The sequence below is a fragment of the Aeromicrobium sp. genome, from assembly GCF_023146395.1.
Lineage (GTDB): Bacteria > Actinomycetota > Actinomycetes > Propionibacteriales > Nocardioidaceae > Aeromicrobium.
On record NZ_JAGLCD010000001.1, the window covers coordinates 1 to 16,879 of the forward strand.

A 16,879-nucleotide genomic window follows, 5' to 3' on the forward strand; every position below is an offset into this window, starting at 1 on the left:
GGGGTCTCGGTACGCCGCTCGCAGAGCTCGCGTGCACTCGACCAGCGGGATGGTGCGCCCCCGGTGGTCGAGTGGGCCCGAGGAACGAGGGCCCGTATCGAGACCCGGCCAGGTGGCGGTGCCCGGAGGTGCCGGCCGGTGGCGGGCGGGTGCCGTGACCTGCGGGGGTCTCGGTACGCCGCTCGCAGAGCTCGCGTGCACTCGACCAGCAGGGTGGTGCTCGCCAGTGGAGGGGAGTCGTCGACCGGTCGGGTGGTGGCGCCGGACGGGAGCGTCAGGCGCGGATGGTGACGGGGGTGCCGAGGGGGAGACCGATCGTCTCGACCAGGGCGGTGATCTGCTCGTTCGGCAGCCGGATGCATCCCGAGCTCGCGTCGGAGCCGACCAGCTCCGGTTCGTTCGTCCCGTGCACGCCGATGACCCCCTCGCCGCCGGCGAACTCGGTCAGGACGTTCGAGTATCCCGACAGGCCGTAGGCGTACGGCCCGTAGACACCGTTCGGGTCGGGTGGCTGCAGGAGCTCCTTGATGTAGTAGTCGCCGCCCGGCGTCGGTCGATCCGTGCGTCCCACGCCCACGGGCGTGCGCAGCACCTCCTCGCCCGCCTGCGTCACGACCAGCTCGTGGTCGGTGAGCGCGATCTCCATCGCGAAGGAGTGGTTGCTCAGCCGGACGTCGCGGGCTCGGACGTAGCCGGTCGTGCCGTTCGGTCGGACCGGAAGCTGGACGTGCAGCCACGCACTGCCCACCTCGAGCGCCAGCAGCACGACCTCGCCGGAGGCCTCGTCGCCACGGTTCAGCACCATGGCCTCGGCGCCCTCGCCGCCGGGGGTGTCCAGATCGCCCGGGGCGTCGTACACCTGGAGGGCGGGAACGATCGACGTCGCGACCGAGGTCACGTCCGGGTCGCTCGTGGCGGTGGGGGACGGGCCGGGCTTGGCGTCGGACTCGGAGTCGTCGGAGCAGCCGACGAGCGAGACGAGCGCCAATCCACCGGCAGCCGCGAAGAGCGAACGACGCGTCAGCCGCGGCACGGGGGTCTCGGTCATGGCCCACACGCTACGACCCGGCACCTCAACCTGCTGGTCAGTGATCCGCTCGTGGACGATCCGCAGATTCACGTGTGACGAACCGGCCCCGACGGTCATGTAGGTCGTGAGGGCGCGACCGCCGTCCTTGCCCAACGTCGAGAGGGTCAAGTCAATGCGCAGATGGATGTTCGCCACGGGGGTAGCCGCCCTCGTCGGAGGAGTCATGACCGCGATACCGACGACGGCGAGTGCCGCGTCGTTCACCGCGTCGAGCACCGCCGACGACCCGGCCGACCCGACCACGTTGCGCGGCGCGATCGCCGTGGCTGAGGCGAACGGCGAGGCCGACGTCATCACGCTCCAGAGCGGGGCCACCTACACGCTGACGGACGCCGAGGGCGACCTCGACATCACGACCGAGATCACGATCGAGGGCAACGGGGCGACGATCGACGCCTCGGGCCTCGGCGATCGAGCCTTCCACGTGCTCGCCGGTGGCGACCTGACCATCTCGGACGTCACGGTGACCGGTGGCCGTCCCGGTGACGCCCCGTCGGCCGCTGGCGGCGGCTCCGGCGGCGCCTTCCTGAACGCCGGCACGCTGTCGATCTCCGGCTCCGTCCTGGACGACAACTCGGCCGATCGCGCCGGTGGCGCGATCGAGGCCTCGGCCGGCAGCACCACGACCCTGGCCAACACCGACCTGACGAACAACGCCACCGGCGCGGCGCCGGGCAACGGCGGTGGTCTCCACCTGACCGGCGCGGGCACCGTCTCGATCACGGGCGGAACCGTCTCGGGCAACACCGCGGCCGCCGAGGGTGGTGGCCTGTGGAACTCCGGCGCCGGCACGATGACGGTCGACGGCACCACCGTCACCGGCAACACGGCCTCCGGTGCCACCGCCGACCAGGGCGGCGGCGGCCTCTTCCAGGAGGCCGGGGGCGGAACGCTCACCGTCCGCAACGCGTCGATCACCGAGAACGTCGCCGATGGCGCCGCTGGATCGGGCGGCGGAATCCTGAACGACCAGAGCGCCGTCACGGTGCAGAACTCCACGATCTCCGGCAACACCTCGGTGCGAGCCGGCGGCGGCATCGAGGCCAACGTCGGCACGACCAACCTGTCCGGTGTGACGCTCGACAGCAACAGCACCGGCGGATCGCCGGGCAACGGGGGCGGACTGCACATCACGGGTGCCGGCAATGCCGAGATCACCGGTTCGACGGTCACGGGCAACACGGCGACGCTCGAGGGCGGCGGCCTGTGGAACGGATCGGGCACGATGACGGTCTCCACCACCGAGATCACGGGCAACACCGCATCCGGTGCCGGCGCGGACGACGGCGGCGGCGGACTGTTCAACAACGGTGGCACGCTGCAGATCTCCGGCAGCACGATCGAGGGCAACGAGGCTGACGGCGCTGCCGGTTCCGGAGGTGGCGTGCTCACGCTCGGCGGCACCCTCGAGGTCACGAGCTCCTCGATCGACAACAACACCGCGGTGCGCGCCGGCGGTGGCATCGAGGCCACCGAGGGCAGCACGACGACGATCTCGGGCGGCAGCCTCAGCGAGAACGTCGCGGGTGCCGGACCGGGCAACGGCGGTGGCCTTCACCTGACCGGCGCCGGCACGGTCGACGTCGACGGTGTCGTCGTGGCGGGCAACCTGGCCGCCAACGAGGGCGGCGGACTGTGGAACTCGGCCACCGGCACGATGACGGTCACGTCGTCGACGATCAGCAACAACACCGCCTCGGGCGCCCCCGCGGATGCAGGCGGCGGTGGCCTGCACAACGACGGCGGCGAGCTGTCGGTCGAGGGCTCGGTCATCGAGGGCAACAGCGCCGACGGTGCAGCTGGCTCGGGCGGCGGCATCCTCAACGCCGGCGGCGGAACCCTGACGGTCACCGGTACCGACATCCTCGGCAACGACGCGGTCCGCGCCGGCGGTGGCATCGAGGCCACGGGCGACGGGTCGGTCACGACGGTGAGCGACGTGCTGCTGCAGGGCAACTCGACGGGCTCCGGCCCCGGCAACGGCGGCGGCCTGCACCTGACCGGTGCCGGCACGGTCACCGTGGACGCCTCGCTGGTCAGCCAGAACAGCGCCACCAACCAGGGTGGCGGTCTGTGGAACTCCGGTACCGGGACGATGACGGTCACGCGCACCACGCTGACCGCCAACACGACCGCCGGCCAGGGTGGCGCGCTGTACAACGTCGGTGGTGACCTCACCGTCGAGGGCAGCACGATCAGCGCGAACACGGCTGCCGTCGGCGGCGGTGTGGCGACCGATCCCGGCGCTGCTGACGACGCCACGACGTTGATCCAGGTGACCGTCACGGACAACTCGACCGGTACGGCCGGACCCGTGACGCTGGGCAACAGCATCCTGTCGGGCAACGACGGTGACGACGCCGTCACCGCCGTCACATCCCTCGGCGGCAACGTCGTGGGCACGGCCGTCGACACCGACGACGACAGCGACGTGCAGACCGACGACCCGCGGCTCGGGGCGTTGGCTGACAACGGTGGTCCGACCCCGACCCACCTGCCCGCAGCCGGTAGCCCGGCGATCGAGGCGGGCGTCGACGGTCTGGGTGACCTCGACACCGATCAGCGTGGGTTCGCCCGCGTGGTCGGTGCGGCGCCGGACGCCGGTGCCGTCGAGGTCGGCGCGGCCGCTGACGGCGGCGGCGACCGAGCCGGCAACGACGGTGGCGCGCCGGCGGCTCCGGCGCGGGCCACCACCCGCCAGCCCACCTACACGGGCTGACTCCACGAGGTCGGCGTGCGTCAGGGCCAGGGGACTGGTCGTCACGTACGCCGACCTCGTGACGGCGTGGTCGGACGCGCCGAGCATGAGGTGCCGGAGCGTGCGGCGGAGGAAGGGAGCAGCGCGGGTGCGTATCATCGGGTCCGTGGAGTCAGGCACGTCGGAGCGTGACCTGCTGACCCGGTTCCGCGATCTCGATCCTGACGCCTGGGAGACCGTCTACCGACGGTCGTACTCGCGCCTCGTGGAGTACGCGCGCCGCCGGCTGCCCAGCGGCTACGACCCGCACGACGCGGTTAGCGAGTGCCTGGCCCGCGCGGTCGACCGGATCGACGACCTCGCCGACCAGGGGGCCCGGGTCGAGGCCTGGCTCTACGGGATCCTGCGCCTGGTGGTGCTGGAGCAGATTCGGCGCTCGGGCCGACAGGAGCGGGAACGTCCGGTCGCCGGAAGCCCGCTCGGACTGGCCGAGGTGGCGGACGACCGAGGTCCGCTCGAGCACGTGCTGCGCGATGAACAGGTCGGGTCGGTACGGACGGCCTTCGAGAGACTCTCGGTCGACGACCAGGAAGTGCTCTGGCTCCGGCAGGTCGCCGAGCTCTCGGTCGCCGAGGTGGCCGCGGTCCTGAAGAAGGGGCACGGCGCGGTCAGGCAGGCTAATTCCCGGGCGCTCGCGCGCCTCCGGACGCTCATCGAGGAGGTGGACGCATGACGCACGAGGACGAAGGCCCGGCCGACGACATGAATGACGCCGAGGCGGAGCTCGAGCGCTTCCTCGGTGCGGAGCTTCGGCGGGCGTTCCCCGACTCGGGCGCCGGACCGACCTCGGAGCAGGTGGCCGCGTTGCGCGACCACGTGGCCGCCTCGCGTCGTCGACCGGCGCGCGGCGGGTGGCGTCTGCTTGCCGCAGCCGTGGCACTCGTCGTCGCGGGTGCCGGCATCGGCGTGGGCGTCGCCACCTCGATCCGTGGTGGTGACGACGGTCTCCTGGCTCGCGGCTCGGACGAGTTCGTGGCCGAGCTGAGCGGCCCGGCCGGGGCGCGCGTCGCGATCGAGGGTGCCGCAGCACCTGAGGGACGCATCATCACGCTGAGCTCCGACACGTTGCCGGTCGTGCCGTACGAGCAGTACTACGAGCTGTGGTTCCTGAGCGACGAGAGCGGCTCGACGTGGGTCTCGGCGGGCACGTTCCATCCGGACGACGAAGGCAACACCGTCGTCGTGCTGCACGCCGCGGTCGATCCCCGCACCACGAGCGAGATCCGGATCACGCGTGAACCGCGCGACGGGTCACCGGCTCCGTCCGGCGACCTGGTGGCGTCGGGCCCGGTCGACCTGATCGACTGACCGACTCCCGCCAGGGTGGTGAGCCCGTGAACGTCCTCAGTGCGTCCGCCGACGACGGGCGATGACCCACGCACCGACACCGAGCACGAGCACGATCGCGAGCCACGGGGTGGCCACGCCAGCCGCAGTGACGACGCCGTTGACGGTCCCCACGACGCTGTTCCAGCCGGTGCGCAGACCGCCGAGGAAGCCGTCGGGCTCGACCGTGGCGGTCGTCGGCGTCTCCGCGAAGCTCACCGAGAGGGAGGCGAGGTCGACCTGCTCCCCCAGGGCACTGCGCTGGGCGACCAGCCCGTCGAGCTCGGCCTGGCGCTGCGTCAGGTTCGACTCGGCCGCGACGACGTCGGCCGTGGTCGTCGCCTCGCTGAGGATCGCGGTGAGGCGGGCGATCGAGGTCTGCAGCGCCGCGATGCGTGCATCGAGGTCCACGACCTGGGCGGTGACGTCGACGCGGTCGAGCGACGACGACTCGAGCTCGCCCAGGTCTCGCAGCTCGTCCAGTGCGCCGTTGACACCACCGGCGGGCACCCGCACGGTCAGAGACGTGCGGGCCTTCTGGTCCGACCGGCTGTCGATCCGGCCCCCTGCGCCCTCGACCCACGTGCCGAAGTCGGTGGCGGCGCCCGCCGGGTCGTCGACGACGACGGCTGCGGCGCCGGTCGTGACGACACTCCGCTCGGCTGCTGTTCCCGGCTCGGCCGGGAGCACCTGCGGTCCCTGGCCCTCGGTCGCCGTGAGGTCGCTGAGGTCGGCCGGTACCGGGGTGTCGTCGCGATAGCTCAGGACGTCCGGCGAGATCTCGGGCCCTGACGCCGGTGCGGGGAACGACGAGAATTCGCTCGTCGCCCCGGTCTCGGTGGTGATCGCGGCGGTGCCCACCACCAGTCCGACCGCGACCACGGCAGCGGCAACGCCACCGGCGGCGACGCGAGTGCGGCGGCCGCGCCGGCGGATGTCGGCGTCGACATCGGCCATGACGCGGGTGCGGATGTCGTCGATGCGCTGGTCGTCGAGGACGGTGCCGGTGCTCATGCGGTCTCCCGGAGGGCTCGAAGGTCGGAACGCAGCCGGGCGCGCAGGCGGGAGAGCCGGTTGCGGACGGAGGCATGGGTCAGGCCGAGCCGCTCGGCGGCCTCGGCGTAGGTCAGGCCGTCCTCGAGACACAGCTCGTACAGTGCGCGGTCGGTGTCGGCCAGCCCCGCGACGGCGCGGTCGATCTCGGCCCGCACGTCGGCGGCCTCGACGATGGCAGGCACGTCGTCCGCGGCCACGATCTCGTCCGGCAGCTCGGTCGTGCGCCGCTCGCGTCGGACGGTGCCCCGGCGGGCGTTGAGGGCGACGTACCGTGCCGTGACCAGCAGCCAGGGGAGCGCCGACCCGGCGGTCGAGATCGCGCCGAGCCGCCGCCAGGCGGTCACGAAGGTCTCCTGGGTCGCGTCCTCAGCGGCCGAAGCGTTGCCGAGCACGGCGTACGCCTGCCAGTACACGGGGCGCACGTGGCGGTCGTACAGCTCGCCGAACGCGCCACGGTCGCCCGTGCGGGCGCGACGGATCAGCGTCGCGTCGGTCACGTCGTCCACGGCACACCTTCCGTCAGGTCGATCTGACCATAGGTGTCCGGAGGGCACCGGGCCGTCTCACCCGAGACGAAGACGGTCCGGACGCTCACCCGACCAGGCGAACGCCGTTGCACGAGGGGCGGCCGAGCATCGTGACGTCCATCGTTCCGAGGCGAATGCCGAGCAGGGACAGGACAGGGTCCAGCAGGGGTTCGACGACCGAGTTGGCCAGTGAGAGCACCGGGTTGACGACGAGACCGAGGAGGGTCCCGAGGCCCAGCAGGCTGTCGTCGGTGATCCGAAGCTTGAGGTTCACCGCGCTGCCGTAGGTCCGCATGCCGGGGGAGGACCCATCGGCCTGAGGAGGGTAGGTGAACGACTGCTCGGAGCTCGATTGGGCGACTCCACCCGTGAGGCCGACCTGGATCGCAGGCAGCGGCCAGAGCTGCAGCACCGTGAGCCGCGCGCTGCCCGTGCCGCCGTAGCCGACGACACTCGCCACGGAGGTGTCTCCCACGATGGATGCGCTCGGGTTGCCGCTGCAGTTGAGCCGGCTCAGGGTGGCCGTGCCCGACGCGACCCTGACCCCCAAGGACAGGTTGGCCGCCTGGATCCCCAGCCCGCCGGTGCTGAGTCCGGTCTGCAGGTCGACGCGGACCTGCGCGGTCTTGGCCTGTACCCCGACCTTGCCGCACGCGATCTGGGGCGGTTCGATGACCGTGATCTTGGCGTCGGCGAGGCTGACCGGTCCGACGGACAGCCCGAGGCTGGAGATGTTGAGGGCATTCTTGCCGTTCGACGCCTCCACTGCGGCGCTCACGATGGCCGAACCCACGAGGTCGAGGGCGTCGACCGTCGTGGTCAGGCCTGACGCGCCGCTTGTGCCCAGGTTGAGGATGTCGGTCACGCTGATCGTCAGCGCCCCGACATTGGCGGCGAGGGTCCGGAGCACCTGCGCCCGGACCGCGTTGCCGTGCTGCTCCAGGACGGAAGCACTGGCGAGGAGGAACCCGCCGAGCGAGACGTTCGCGTTGTCGACAAGGGCGTGACCAGTGCCGGCCTTGAGCGCCGTGTCCAGCTCGGCGATCGGGATCGAGAGGCCGTGGAGGCCGACGAGACCGCTGTCGTAGCCGACGAGTCCGAGGTTGATCGTGAGGATGTTCCTGAGGATCGGTCCGAGCGCGCTCTGGTTGGTGTTCAGCACCAGGGCCGTCGTGCCCGCGGAGAAGCAGACGGCGGGCGCGTCGGTCGACCCGACGGCCGCGCGGGAGGCGCGGCCGGAGTCGGTGCCGATCACCGGGGCGAACGCGAAGTCGACCGTGGTCGCGGCCACGATGCGGACGGCGTCGCAGGCGCCGGCATTCGACCCGGCGACGAACTGCCGGGTGGTGGGATCGAGATGTCCGGGGGTCACGACCAAGGGCGAGGACCGGCCGATCGATGTCCCCTGCCGCGCCAGGCTCTTGGTCGCCGCTGCTGTCAGTGCCGTCTGGTCGCAGCTCGTCAGCCCCGGATCGCGGGCCGTGTCGAGCGCGACGGCATCGGCGACGGCCTGCATGTCGCGGACCGCCGCGCGTTGCAGCCCGAGATCGACCGCGAAGGCCGTGAAGGCGAGGACCACGACCATCAGAAGGGCGGCCATCGGGACGATGGCTCCGCTCTCGTCCCGATCGTGGCGACGCGAGAGTCGCGGAGACCTCATGAGTTGACCTGCACCGTGGTGTTGTAGATGAGGGTCTCAGGCAGGACGACGCCCAGGCCGGGGAATGACGGGATCAGCGGATTCGCCCGGTACGAGTAGCGGAGGTCGACCTTGACGCACTTCGTGGCGGCGTTGTTCGTGCACGCGGTAGCCGTCGACGGGACCGAGCACGTGCCGACGGTCGCCCCGTTCCTCGTCAGGGTGCCGGCCGCCGTGCACGTGACGCTGTACGAGCTGAGGCTGCGGTTGATCGCCGCGATGGCGGCATCCTTCGTGCTCAGGCTTCCGGTCGTGCTGACGCCGACCGTCGGAGCCACGGCGAAGACCCGCGCTCCTTCGGCTGCCGCCTGACTCATGCCCTGGCGAAAGCTCAGCATGTAGCCGTAGCTGATGATGCCGAAGACGAGGGCGATGAACAGTGGCGCGATGAGGGCGAACTCCACCGCTGCCACGCCGTCCTCACGATGGCGTCGTCGAGTCATGACAACTCTCCCTGTGTTGTCTGCTCCGCTCCTGTCTCTCCTCAGGGGCGGGTCGCAGGTCGTGCTCCGTGGGCGGTCTCCCCACCGCTCACGGGACCTACTACCCGCCCGATACTAGGTACTGAGGTGAGGAGGGTCACTGGTCCTTTGGGACTAAACCACCGGAAACGACTGGGGCTCCCGGGTTCGGGCGACCAGGTCCAGGTCAGTGGTGATGACCAGGTGCGCGGCGCGTGCTGAGTCCCGGGCTGTGACGGGACCTTTCGCAGGAGCGCGAATCGGCGGACACCGCCCCAGCTCGGGTCTACAGTCGAGTCGACCGAGGGAGGAGGGACCCCATGGAACCCTCGCAGGGCTCGAGCCCCGACGATCGTGGTGCCAGCGCCCTTGAGTACGCGCTCCTGGTCGCATTCGTGGCCGGCGTCGTCGTCGGTGGCGTGATGCTGCTCGGCGAGCTCGTGCCGGCGCTGTACGAGGTCGCCTTCCCCGTCGGTGGGTGACGTGGGTCACATCATCTAGTCGCAACGGACTACGCCAAGATGGCCCGTAACTTCTATGGCCGACGAGTCGTTAGTCCCCCTACGTTTCTTCCCAGGGAGAGTCACCACACGGTGACTGGAACAACACTGAGGGAGAAATATCATGACCAAGCTCTACGCCACGATGCTGTCGTTCATCGCCACCGCGCCGAAGCGTGACGAGAAGGGTGCGACCGCCGTCGAGTACGGCCTGCTGGTCGCCCTGATCGCCGCCGTGATCGTCGCCGTCGTTGCTCTGCTCGGCACGCAGATTCGGACCGCCTTCACCACCGTTCTCACGAACATCGGTGGCACGGCCCCGGCCTGATCGACATCCTGGCCGGGGCGTGGCGGGCAGCTGCCCGCCACGCCCCGGCAGCTTTTTGGGACTTCGAGTCCCCGACCGCCCTCGCGCGGTCACCCCGCTGGCGTAGGGAGACGCCGGCGGTTCCACTTCAGATCTGAGGGAGCAGAGATGAAGAAGCAAGTCATCGCCATCATCGTGGCGGCGGTCCTGGCCCTGCTGGCCGTCGTCGCACTGGTCGTCTACGCCAATAACGCCGATGACCGGGCCCTGGAGGGCACCGAGACCGTCGAGGTCCTGCAGGCCACGGAGGACATTCCGGTCAAGACGCCGGCCAGCGAGCTCGCCGGCAAGGTCGAGCTGGTCAAGATCCCCAAGTCGGTCCAGGTCCCGGGCGCGCTCGCCTCGCTCGACGACCTCGAAGGGCAGGTCACCGCCGTCGCGATGGTGGCCGGTGACCAGCTGTCCGAAGCGAAGTTCGACGACCCGGAGTCGGTCAAGGGCCCCGCCGCGCTGCCGGACGGGATGCAGGAGCTCACGATCCAGATCGACGGCGCGCGGTTCGTCGGCGGTGCCGTCAAGGTCGGCGATCGCGTGGGTGTGTTCACGTCGTACCAGGCCGGCCAGGTCACCTCGAACCCGATCAACCAGCTGTTGGTGCTGCGGGTCGACACCGGTGTGGCCGGGTCAGAGGCCGCCACCGGGACGCTCGTGACGGTCGCGGTCGACACGCTGCAGGCGCAGCAGATCGTGAACGCGTCGGAGTTCGGCACGATCTGGATGACCCTCCAGAACGACACGACCGACGTCAACGGCCCCGGCACGATCAACCAGACGGGGGTGGCCCCGTGATCGGCATCGTGCTGGTCGTCGGCACGGACGACGAGACGGCCGAGAACATCGGCGCCGCCATCGGCTACCGCGCGGTGGCTCTGAGCGCGGCCTCGGTCTCGGCTCCGAGCGTGAGTCTGCTGCGGGGCATGGACGCCGCTCAGCTGCCGGGCGTCATGGTGTTCACCGACGAGGTGCCCTTCGAGCGGTCGATCTCGATGGCGGCCGAGGTGCACGCGGTGCGACCCGACATCGTGATGGTGCTCGTCTCGAACGGCGAGGCCCCGGTGCTGATCGAGGCCATGCGCGCCGGCATCCGTGACGTCGCGTCGTCGCTGGAGGACGCGACGTTCCTGTCCAACCTGCGGGCCACGCTCGACAGCCAGGGCGGCGCGAACGCCGCCGGCCTGGCGCCGTCGCGCCCGTCGCAGCCCGTCGACTTCACGTCCCGCACCATCACGGTGCTCTCGCCGAAGGGCGGCGTGGGCAAGACCAACATCTCGGTCAACCTCGCGGTGGCCCTGGCCGAGCAGTCGCCGATGGACGTCGTGCTCGTGGATCTCGACCTGATGTTCGGCGACGTGTCGACGGTGCTGGACCTGCACCCCACTCACACCTTGGAGGACGCCTTCAAGGCGGGGGGGCGCGACAGTTTGCTCCTCAAGACGTTCCTGACGGTGCACGACCGGGGCTTCTACGTGCTGTGCGGTGCCGAGTCGCCCGCCGCGAACGACAACGTGTCGGGCGCAGACGTCGCCGAGCTCATCCGCCAGCTGCAGTCGCAGTTCCGCTACGTCGTGGTCGACACCTCGGCCGGCCTGGACGACGCGACGCTCGCGGCGCTCGAGGTCAGCCACGACGCCGTGGTCGTGACCACGATGGACATGGCGTGCCTGCGCAGCGTGCGCAAGGCCGTGGAGCTGCTCGGAGAGCTCACCCTGCTGCCCGCCTCGAAGTACGTGGCCGTCAACTTCGCCGACAAGCAGTCGGGACTGCGGATCAAGGACGTCGAGGCCGTCATCGGCCTGCCGGTCGACATCGTGCTGCCGCGCACGCCCGAGGTGCAGGCGGCCGCCAACCGCGGGGTGCCGGTCCTGACCGTCATGAAGAGCGGTCCGTTCGTGAAGTCGATCCGCAGCCTGGCGAAGCGGATCTTCGACCGTGCGCGGGAGATGGAGTCCAAGCCCGGTCACAAGAGGTTGGAGGTGGCCTGATGGCGCTCAGTGACCGGCTCGCGACAGCGCGCGAGATGAGTGCGGCCCGGCTCGAGGCCGTGGAGGTCGAGGACGCGCCGGACCTCGATGGTTCGATCGCGGCGATGTCGGCGGCCAACGAGGCCTTCGCCGAGATCAAGACCCGGACCTCGGTAGCTCTCTTCGAGCGACTCGGCACGCGGGTCAACGACTCGTCCCTGACCGACGAGCAGCTGCACGAGATCGTGCGTGACGAGCTGACCGAGATCATCGAGGAGGACCAGCAGCTGCTCTCGCCCGACGAGCGGCGGCGGCTGGTGCGTGACGTCGAGAACGACGCGCTCGGCCTCGGCCCGCTCGAACGCCTGCTGGCTGACGACAGCGTCACCGAGATCATGGTCAACCGCTACGACCAGGTGTACGTGGAGCGCGGCGGAAAGCTCACGCTCGCGGCGATGCGGTTCACGTCCGAGGACCACCTGCGCCGCGTGATCGACCGGATCGTGTCGCGCATCGGGCGCCGCGTCGACGAGTCGTCGCCTCTGGTCGACGCGCGTCTGGCCGACGGCTCGCGCGTCAACGCCGTCATCCCGCCCCTCGCGGTCGACGGCTCGTCGCTCACGATCCGCAAGTTCTCCAAGACGCCGCTCCAGGTCAGCGATCTCGTGGCGTACGGCAGCATGACCGAGCAGATGGCCAGGCTGCTCGAGGCCTGCGTGCTCGCGAAGCTCAACATCCTGGTGAGCGGTGGTACCGGCACCGGCAAGACGACCCTGCTCAACGTGCTCTCGGCCTTCATCCCGCCGGGGGATCGCATCGTGACGATCGAGGACGCGGTGGAGCTCAACCTCCAGCAGCCTCACGTGGTGCGTCTCGAGAGCCGGCCCCCCAACATCGAGGGCGCCGGCGAGGTCAAGATCCGTGACCTCGTGCGCAACTCGCTGCGCATGCGACCCGACCGCATCGTCGTGGGCGAGGTCCGTGGCGGGGAGGCGCTCGACATGCTGCAGGCCATGAACACGGGCCACGACGGCTCGCTCTCGACCCTGCACGCCAACAGCCCGCGGGACGCGATGGCGCGCTTGGAGACTCTCGTGCTGATGGCCGGCATGGATCTCCCGCTGCGGGCGATCCGCGAGCAGGGAGCCTCCGCGGTCGACCTGATCGTGCAGATCGCCCGTCTGCGCGACGGCAGCCGGCGCATCACCCACGTCACGGAGGTGCTCGGCATGGAGGGCGACACCGTGGTGCTCCAGGACGTGTTCACGTTCAACTTCGCCGCCGGTGTCGACGAGCACGGCAAGTTCCTCGGCCACGCGAAGCCGACCGGGGTCCGGCCGCGCTTCAGCGAGCGGTTCGCCGACGAGGGCATCCACTTCGACCTCGCCAACCTCTCCGACCACGGGGGGTGGTGACGATGCTGGTCGTCCTCGCCTTGCTCCTGATCATCGGGGCTCTCACGTCGTTCTGGATCGGCCTCTCCGGAGGTCCCGTGCGGCGCGTCGACCGGCAACGGGTCGCGGCCTACGCCGTGGTCGAGCAGCCGACCGTGCTCAATCGCGTCGCCACGGCGGTCGAGGGCAAGGTCGACACGGCCATGAAGCAGAGCGGGGGTCGCCTGTTCACGGCCGAGGAGCTCGCGATGGCGGGCATCGCGATGCCGGTGCCGAGTCTCGTGGTGCTGATGGGGTGCGGAGCGGTCGTGGCGATCGCCGCCGGCCTGCTGCTGCTCGGCAGCATCGTCATCGGCGTGCTCCTGGCCGCGGCCGTCCCGATCATGACGAAGATCGCGGTGCGGTGGCGCACGGCGCGCGTTCGCCGCCGGTTCTCCGACCAGCTGCCGGGCACGCTGCAGATGATGGCGGCCTCGCTGCGGGCCGGGCACAGCTTCCCGCGGGCGCTCGACGCGGTGGCCAAGGAGTCGGACGCGCCGATGGGACCCGAGCTGGCCCGCGTGGTCAACGAGACCCGCGTCGGTCGCGACATCCTGGTCTCCTTGGACGAGGTGGCGATGCGCATGCAGAGCGAGGACTTTCGGTGGGTGGGCGCCGCGATCGGGGCGCAGCGCGAGACCGGCGGCAACCTCAACGAGATCCTCGACCAGGTCGCCGCGACGATCCGCGACCGTCAGCACGTGCGCATGCAGGTGATCTCGCTCTCGGCCGAGGGTCGGCTCTCGGCCATGATCCTGATGGCCCTGCCGGTGCTGATCGGCGGCTACTACACACTCGTGGCCGGCGACCAGATGGCGGTGTTCATCGACTCCGGGATCGGGAAGTTGCTGCTCGCCGGGAGCCTCGTGGCCTACGTCCTCGGCGGCTTCTGGATGCGCTCCATCGTCCGGATCGAGTTCTGAGGAGATGTCATGATTCTCATCGCCGCCGTCCTGCTGCTCGGTTCGCTCTCGGCCCTCGCCGTGGGTCTCGGTGTCGTCGCGACCCCCAATGGCGAGGTCCAGCGTCGCGCCCGCGCCCTCGCCGAACGCCCCGAGAAGAAGAAGGCCTCGGGCAAACGCGTCATGACGGTCAACCGCCTGCCGCGCGGCTTTCTCGCCAGCCTCACGCCGCAGCGGATGCTCGACAAGGTCGAACGCAACCTCGTGCTGGCGGGCCGGCCTGACTCGTGGTCGCTCGACAAGGTCGTGCTCTACAAGCCGATCGGCCTGGCCTTCGGGATCTTCTTCTTCCTGGTCATGGTCGCGAACGGGTCGGCCATGCTGGTGCTGTTCGGGCTCGCGATGGTCCCGCTGGGCTACTTCGTGCCCGACCTGCTGATCCACAACCTGGCGATCAAGCGCCAGCACCTGATCCAGAAGGAGCTGCCCGACCTGCTCGACCAGATCGTCATCTCGATCGAGGCCGGCGTGGGATTCGAGCAGGCCCTGGGGCGCGCGGCCGAACGCAACTCCGGTCCCCTGGCCGAGGAGATCCTGCGGCTGACGCAGGACATGACCGTGGGCCTGTCGCGGCGGGAGGCCTACCTGGCCCTCGCCGACCGCACGACCGTCGACGACCTGCGCAACTTCTGTCGGGCCGTCGTGCAGGCCGAGGAGTACGGCATCTCGATCTCCTCAGTCGTGCGGAGCCAGGCCGTGGAGCTGCGGCACGCGCGGAAGATGCGGGCCGAGGCCCAGGCCCAGAAGGTTCCCGTCAAGATCCTGATTCCCTTGATGCTCTGCGTCCTGCCGGTGCTGTTCGTCATCGTGCTCGGACCTGCCGTGGTGTCGGCGTACGCACAGAACTGACCCACGCCCCATGAACCCGCTCCCTCGGGGGCACGGCCCGGACCCATCCTGTGAGGGAGGTGGGTTCGGGTTCGTGTCGTTGCGGGCGATCTGTGGCTCGCTGCCTCGCTCCGCTCGGCGCATTTGACAGATCACACACTCTTGTCAAGTCGCTTGACATGTCATACCTTGGTGTCAAGCGAGCCGAGGAGATCAACATGACGGTGTCAGCCGTGGTCGACGGTCAGAAGATCGAGTGGACCGACAAGAAGCGATACCTCTGGATCATGGGAGCGGTCATCCCGCTCATCCCCATGATGATCTGGGGGCTGGTCGCCGCGACGGAGTGGCACGTCTGGTGGTACTTCGGCCCGTTCTTCGTGTTCGTGCTGATCCCGCTGTTCGATCTCGTGGCGGGTCTCGACCCGAACAACCCGCCGGACGAGCTCATCGAGGCGCTCGAGGAGGACCGCTACTACCGCTGGGTGACGTTCGCGTTCATCCCGCTGCAGATCGCGGGCTTCCTCTGGGGCTGCTTCCTGCTGGGCAACGGCACGATCTTCGGCTGGGACCCCTTCGCCACGTCGGTGCTCCCCGGGATCGCCGAGAACCTCACGTGGTACGACAAGGTCGGCCTCGCCACGGGCATGGGCATGGTGGCCGGCATCGGCATCAACACCGCCCACGAGCTGGGCCACAAGAAGGAGGAGCTCGAGCGCTGGTTCGCCCGCGTCGCCCTCGCCCAGACCGCGTACGGGCACTTCTACATCGAGCACAACCGCGGTCACCACGTCCGCGTCGCCACCCCCGAGGACCCGGCGTCGAGCCGCATGGGCGAGACGGTCTGGGAGTTCATGCCGCGCACCGTGGTGGGCAGCCTGCGCAGCGCGTGGGAGCTGGAGAAGAAGCGCTTCGCCCGCCTCAAGAAGTCGCCCTACAGCCTCAAGAACGACCTGATCAACGCCTGGATGTTCACGGTCCTGCTCTGGGGCTTCGCGATGGCCGCCTTCGGCCCGGAGATCTTCCCCTACCTGATCATCCAGGCCATCCTCGGTATCTGGCTGCTGGAGAGCGTCAACTACCTCGAGCACTACGGCATGAAGCGCGCCAAGCTCGAGTCCGGCCGGTACGAGCGGGTCAACCCCTCGCACTCGTGGAACAGCAACAACATCGGCACGAACGTGCTGCTCTACCACCTGCAGCGTCACAGCGACCACCACGCCAACCCGACGCGTCGGTACCAGGCGTTGCGCGACTTCAAGGAGGCTCCGGTGCTGCCCACCGGGTACGCCGGCATGATCGTGGCCACCTGGGTGCCGCAGATCTGGCGCAAGGTCATGGACGACCGGGTCCTGTCGCACTACGACGGCGACGTCACGCAGGCGAACGTGCACCCGCGCCTGAAGCAGAAGTACTACGCCCGCTACGGTGCGACGCCCGAGGAGGTGACGGTCTGACATGGCGAAGTTCATCTGCCCCAACTGCGAGTTCGTCTACGACGAGGCCGCGGGCATCCCCCGCGAGGGCTGGCCGGCCGGCACGCCGTTCGACGAGGTCGACCCGGACTGGACCTGCCCGGACTGCGGCGTGCGCGAGCAGGTCGACTTCCTCCCGATCGAGGAGTTCGTCCGCAATGATCAGGACGGCAACGTCATCAGCCAGGAGACCCGCGAGCAGGCGCTCGCCCGTCAGCGGGCCGAGCTGCAGCGGGAGAGGGACGAGGAGAACGCGTGAAGGTCTGGGAGTGCCAGCAGTGTGGATTCATCTACGACGAGGCGCAGGGCTGGGAGGAGGAGGGCTTCCCACCGGGCACGAAGTGGGAGGACATCCCCGATGACTGGACCTGCCCCGACTGCGGTGCTGCGAAGGTCGACTTCGCCATGACCCAGGTCGGCTGATGCGCGACCGAGT

18 protein-coding genes are annotated in these 16,879 nt (G+C 69.8%); 13 read left to right on the forward strand and 5 right to left on the reverse strand.

Features of this window, described 5'->3' with window-relative positions; translation table 11 throughout:
* Positions 1-274 precede the first annotated feature (274 nt).
* Entirely contained in the window at positions 275-1,225 is a 951-nt protein-coding gene (locus tag KAG51_RS00005) for a L,D-transpeptidase family protein (RefSeq protein ID WP_290579337.1), read from the reverse strand.
* Positions 1,226-1,253: 28 nt separating this feature from the next.
* On the opposite strand from KAG51_RS00005, the gene KAG51_RS00010 reads away from it, so the two are divergent.
* From KAG51_RS00010 to KAG51_RS00020, 3 genes are all read left to right on the forward strand, one after another.
* Complete coding sequence (locus tag KAG51_RS00010; RefSeq protein ID WP_290579339.1) at positions 1,254-3,809, forward strand: right-handed parallel beta-helix repeat-containing protein; 2,556 nt, start codon at positions 1,254-1,256, stop codon at positions 3,807-3,809.
* A gap of 145 nt (positions 3,810-3,954) precedes the next feature.
* Positions 3,955-4,521, forward strand: a complete 567-nt coding sequence (locus KAG51_RS00015) for a sigma-70 family RNA polymerase sigma factor (RefSeq protein ID WP_290579341.1) — start codon at positions 3,955-3,957, stop codon at positions 4,519-4,521.
* Complete coding sequence (locus KAG51_RS00020) at positions 4,518-5,156, forward strand: anti-sigma factor (RefSeq protein WP_290579343.1); 639 nt, start codon at positions 4,518-4,520, stop codon at positions 5,154-5,156. The genes KAG51_RS00015 and KAG51_RS00020 overlap by 4 nt, the downstream gene beginning before the upstream one ends.
* Positions 5,157-5,192: 36 nt before the next feature.
* Here the strand turns inward: KAG51_RS00020 and KAG51_RS00025 are convergent, their stop codons facing one another.
* From KAG51_RS00025 to KAG51_RS00040, 4 genes are all read right to left on the reverse strand, one after another.
* Positions 5,193-6,188, reverse strand: coding sequence for a DUF4349 domain-containing protein (locus tag KAG51_RS00025; protein ID WP_290579345.1), 996 nt, complete (start codon positions 6,186-6,188; stop codon positions 5,193-5,195).
* Positions 6,185-6,736 (reverse strand): sigma-70 family RNA polymerase sigma factor, encoded by a 552-nt coding sequence (locus KAG51_RS00030; protein WP_290579347.1) that lies wholly within the window; start codon positions 6,734-6,736, stop codon positions 6,185-6,187. The genes KAG51_RS00025 and KAG51_RS00030 overlap by 4 nt, the downstream gene beginning before the upstream one ends.
* Positions 6,737-6,821: 85 nt before the next feature.
* Positions 6,822-8,417: a pilus assembly protein TadG-related protein gene (locus KAG51_RS00035; protein WP_363316117.1), complete on the reverse strand. Its 1,596-nt coding sequence runs from the start codon at positions 8,415-8,417 to the stop codon at positions 6,822-6,824.
* Positions 8,414-8,899, reverse strand: a complete 486-nt coding sequence (locus KAG51_RS00040; protein ID WP_290579351.1) for a TadE/TadG family type IV pilus assembly protein — start codon at positions 8,897-8,899, stop codon at positions 8,414-8,416. The genes KAG51_RS00035 and KAG51_RS00040 overlap by 4 nt, the downstream gene beginning before the upstream one ends.
* Before the next feature lie 338 nt (positions 8,900-9,237).
* Between KAG51_RS00040 and KAG51_RS00045 the strand changes: the two genes are divergently transcribed.
* The 10 genes from KAG51_RS00045 to KAG51_RS00090 all read left to right on the forward strand — a co-directional run bounded on the left by KAG51_RS00045 (position 9,238) and on the right by KAG51_RS00090 (position 16,866).
* Positions 9,238-9,399, forward strand: a complete 162-nt coding sequence (locus KAG51_RS00045) for a hypothetical protein (RefSeq protein WP_290579353.1) — start codon at positions 9,238-9,240, stop codon at positions 9,397-9,399.
* A 142-nt stretch (positions 9,400-9,541) separates the two neighbouring features.
* On the forward strand, positions 9,542-9,745 hold the full coding sequence (locus KAG51_RS00050) for a Flp family type IVb pilin (protein WP_290579355.1): 204 nt from the start codon (positions 9,542-9,544) through the stop codon (positions 9,743-9,745).
* A gap of 147 nt (positions 9,746-9,892) precedes the next feature.
* Positions 9,893-10,573: a Flp pilus assembly protein CpaB gene (gene cpaB / locus KAG51_RS00055; protein ID WP_290579357.1), complete on the forward strand. Its 681-nt coding sequence runs from the start codon at positions 9,893-9,895 to the stop codon at positions 10,571-10,573.
* A complete protein-coding gene (locus tag KAG51_RS00060) occupies positions 10,570-11,766 on the forward strand; it encodes a P-loop NTPase (protein ID WP_290579359.1) in 1,197 nt (398 codons plus the stop codon). Before cpaB ends, KAG51_RS00060 begins: the two co-directional genes overlap by 4 nt.
* On the forward strand, positions 11,766-13,160 hold the full coding sequence (locus KAG51_RS00065) for a CpaF family protein (RefSeq protein WP_290579361.1): 1,395 nt from the start codon (positions 11,766-11,768) through the stop codon (positions 13,158-13,160). Before KAG51_RS00060 ends, KAG51_RS00065 begins: the two co-directional genes overlap by 1 nt.
* Before the next feature lie 2 nt (positions 13,161-13,162).
* Positions 13,163-14,101, forward strand: a complete 939-nt coding sequence (locus tag KAG51_RS00070) for a type II secretion system F family protein (protein ID WP_290579695.1) — start codon at positions 13,163-13,165, stop codon at positions 14,099-14,101.
* A 9-nt stretch (positions 14,102-14,110) separates the two neighbouring features.
* A complete protein-coding gene (locus tag KAG51_RS00075; protein WP_290579363.1) occupies positions 14,111-14,989 on the forward strand; it encodes a type II secretion system F family protein in 879 nt (292 codons plus the stop codon).
* A gap of 158 nt (positions 14,990-15,147) precedes the next feature.
* The gene (locus tag KAG51_RS00080; protein WP_290579365.1) at positions 15,148-16,425 is read left to right on the forward strand and encodes an alkane 1-monooxygenase; all 1,278 of its coding nucleotides are present in this window, start codon (positions 15,148-15,150) and stop codon (positions 16,423-16,425) included.
* A 1-nt stretch (position 16,426) separates the two neighbouring features.
* Entirely contained in the window at positions 16,427-16,702 is a 276-nt protein-coding gene (locus tag KAG51_RS00085; RefSeq protein WP_290579367.1) for a rubredoxin, read from the forward strand.
* A complete protein-coding gene (locus KAG51_RS00090) occupies positions 16,699-16,866 on the forward strand; it encodes a rubredoxin (RefSeq protein WP_290579369.1) in 168 nt (55 codons plus the stop codon). Before KAG51_RS00085 ends, KAG51_RS00090 begins: the two co-directional genes overlap by 4 nt.
* Positions 16,867-16,879: the final 13 nt, after the last annotated feature.

Bases quoted from the DNA above. Each gene is read 5' to 3' on its own strand.
- KAG51_RS00070 (WP_290579695.1), top strand. From the start codon at position 13,163: ATGCTGGTCGTCCTCGCCTTGCTCCTGATCATCGGGGCTCTCACGTCG.
- KAG51_RS00080 (WP_290579365.1), top strand. From the start codon at position 15,148: ATGTCATACCTTGGTGTCAAGCGAGCCGAGGAGATCAACATGACGGTG.
- KAG51_RS00050 (WP_290579355.1), top strand. From the start codon at position 9,542: ATGACCAAGCTCTACGCCACGATGCTGTCGTTCATCGCCACCGCGCCG.
- KAG51_RS00040 (WP_290579351.1), bottom strand. From the start codon at position 8,899: ATGACTCGACGACGCCATCGTGAGGACGGCGTGGCAGCGGTGGAGTTC.
- KAG51_RS00065 (WP_290579361.1), top strand. From the start codon at position 11,766: ATGGCGCTCAGTGACCGGCTCGCGACAGCGCGCGAGATGAGTGCGGCC.
- KAG51_RS00010 (WP_290579339.1), top strand. From the start codon at position 1,254: ATGACCGCGATACCGACGACGGCGAGTGCCGCGTCGTTCACCGCGTCG.
- KAG51_RS00020 (WP_290579343.1), top strand. From the start codon at position 4,518: ATGACGCACGAGGACGAAGGCCCGGCCGACGACATGAATGACGCCGAG.
- KAG51_RS00035 (WP_363316117.1), bottom strand. From the start codon at position 8,417: ATGAGGTCTCCGCGACTCTCGCGTCGCCACGATCGGGACGAGAGCGGA.
- cpaB (WP_290579357.1), top strand. From the start codon at position 9,893: ATGAAGAAGCAAGTCATCGCCATCATCGTGGCGGCGGTCCTGGCCCTG.
- KAG51_RS00045 (WP_290579353.1), top strand. From the start codon at position 9,238: ATGGAACCCTCGCAGGGCTCGAGCCCCGACGATCGTGGTGCCAGCGCC.
- KAG51_RS00085 (WP_290579367.1), top strand. From the start codon at position 16,427: ATGGCGAAGTTCATCTGCCCCAACTGCGAGTTCGTCTACGACGAGGCC.
- KAG51_RS00025 (WP_290579345.1), bottom strand. From the start codon at position 6,188: ATGAGCACCGGCACCGTCCTCGACGACCAGCGCATCGACGACATCCGC.
- KAG51_RS00075 (WP_290579363.1), top strand. From the start codon at position 14,111: ATGATTCTCATCGCCGCCGTCCTGCTGCTCGGTTCGCTCTCGGCCCTC.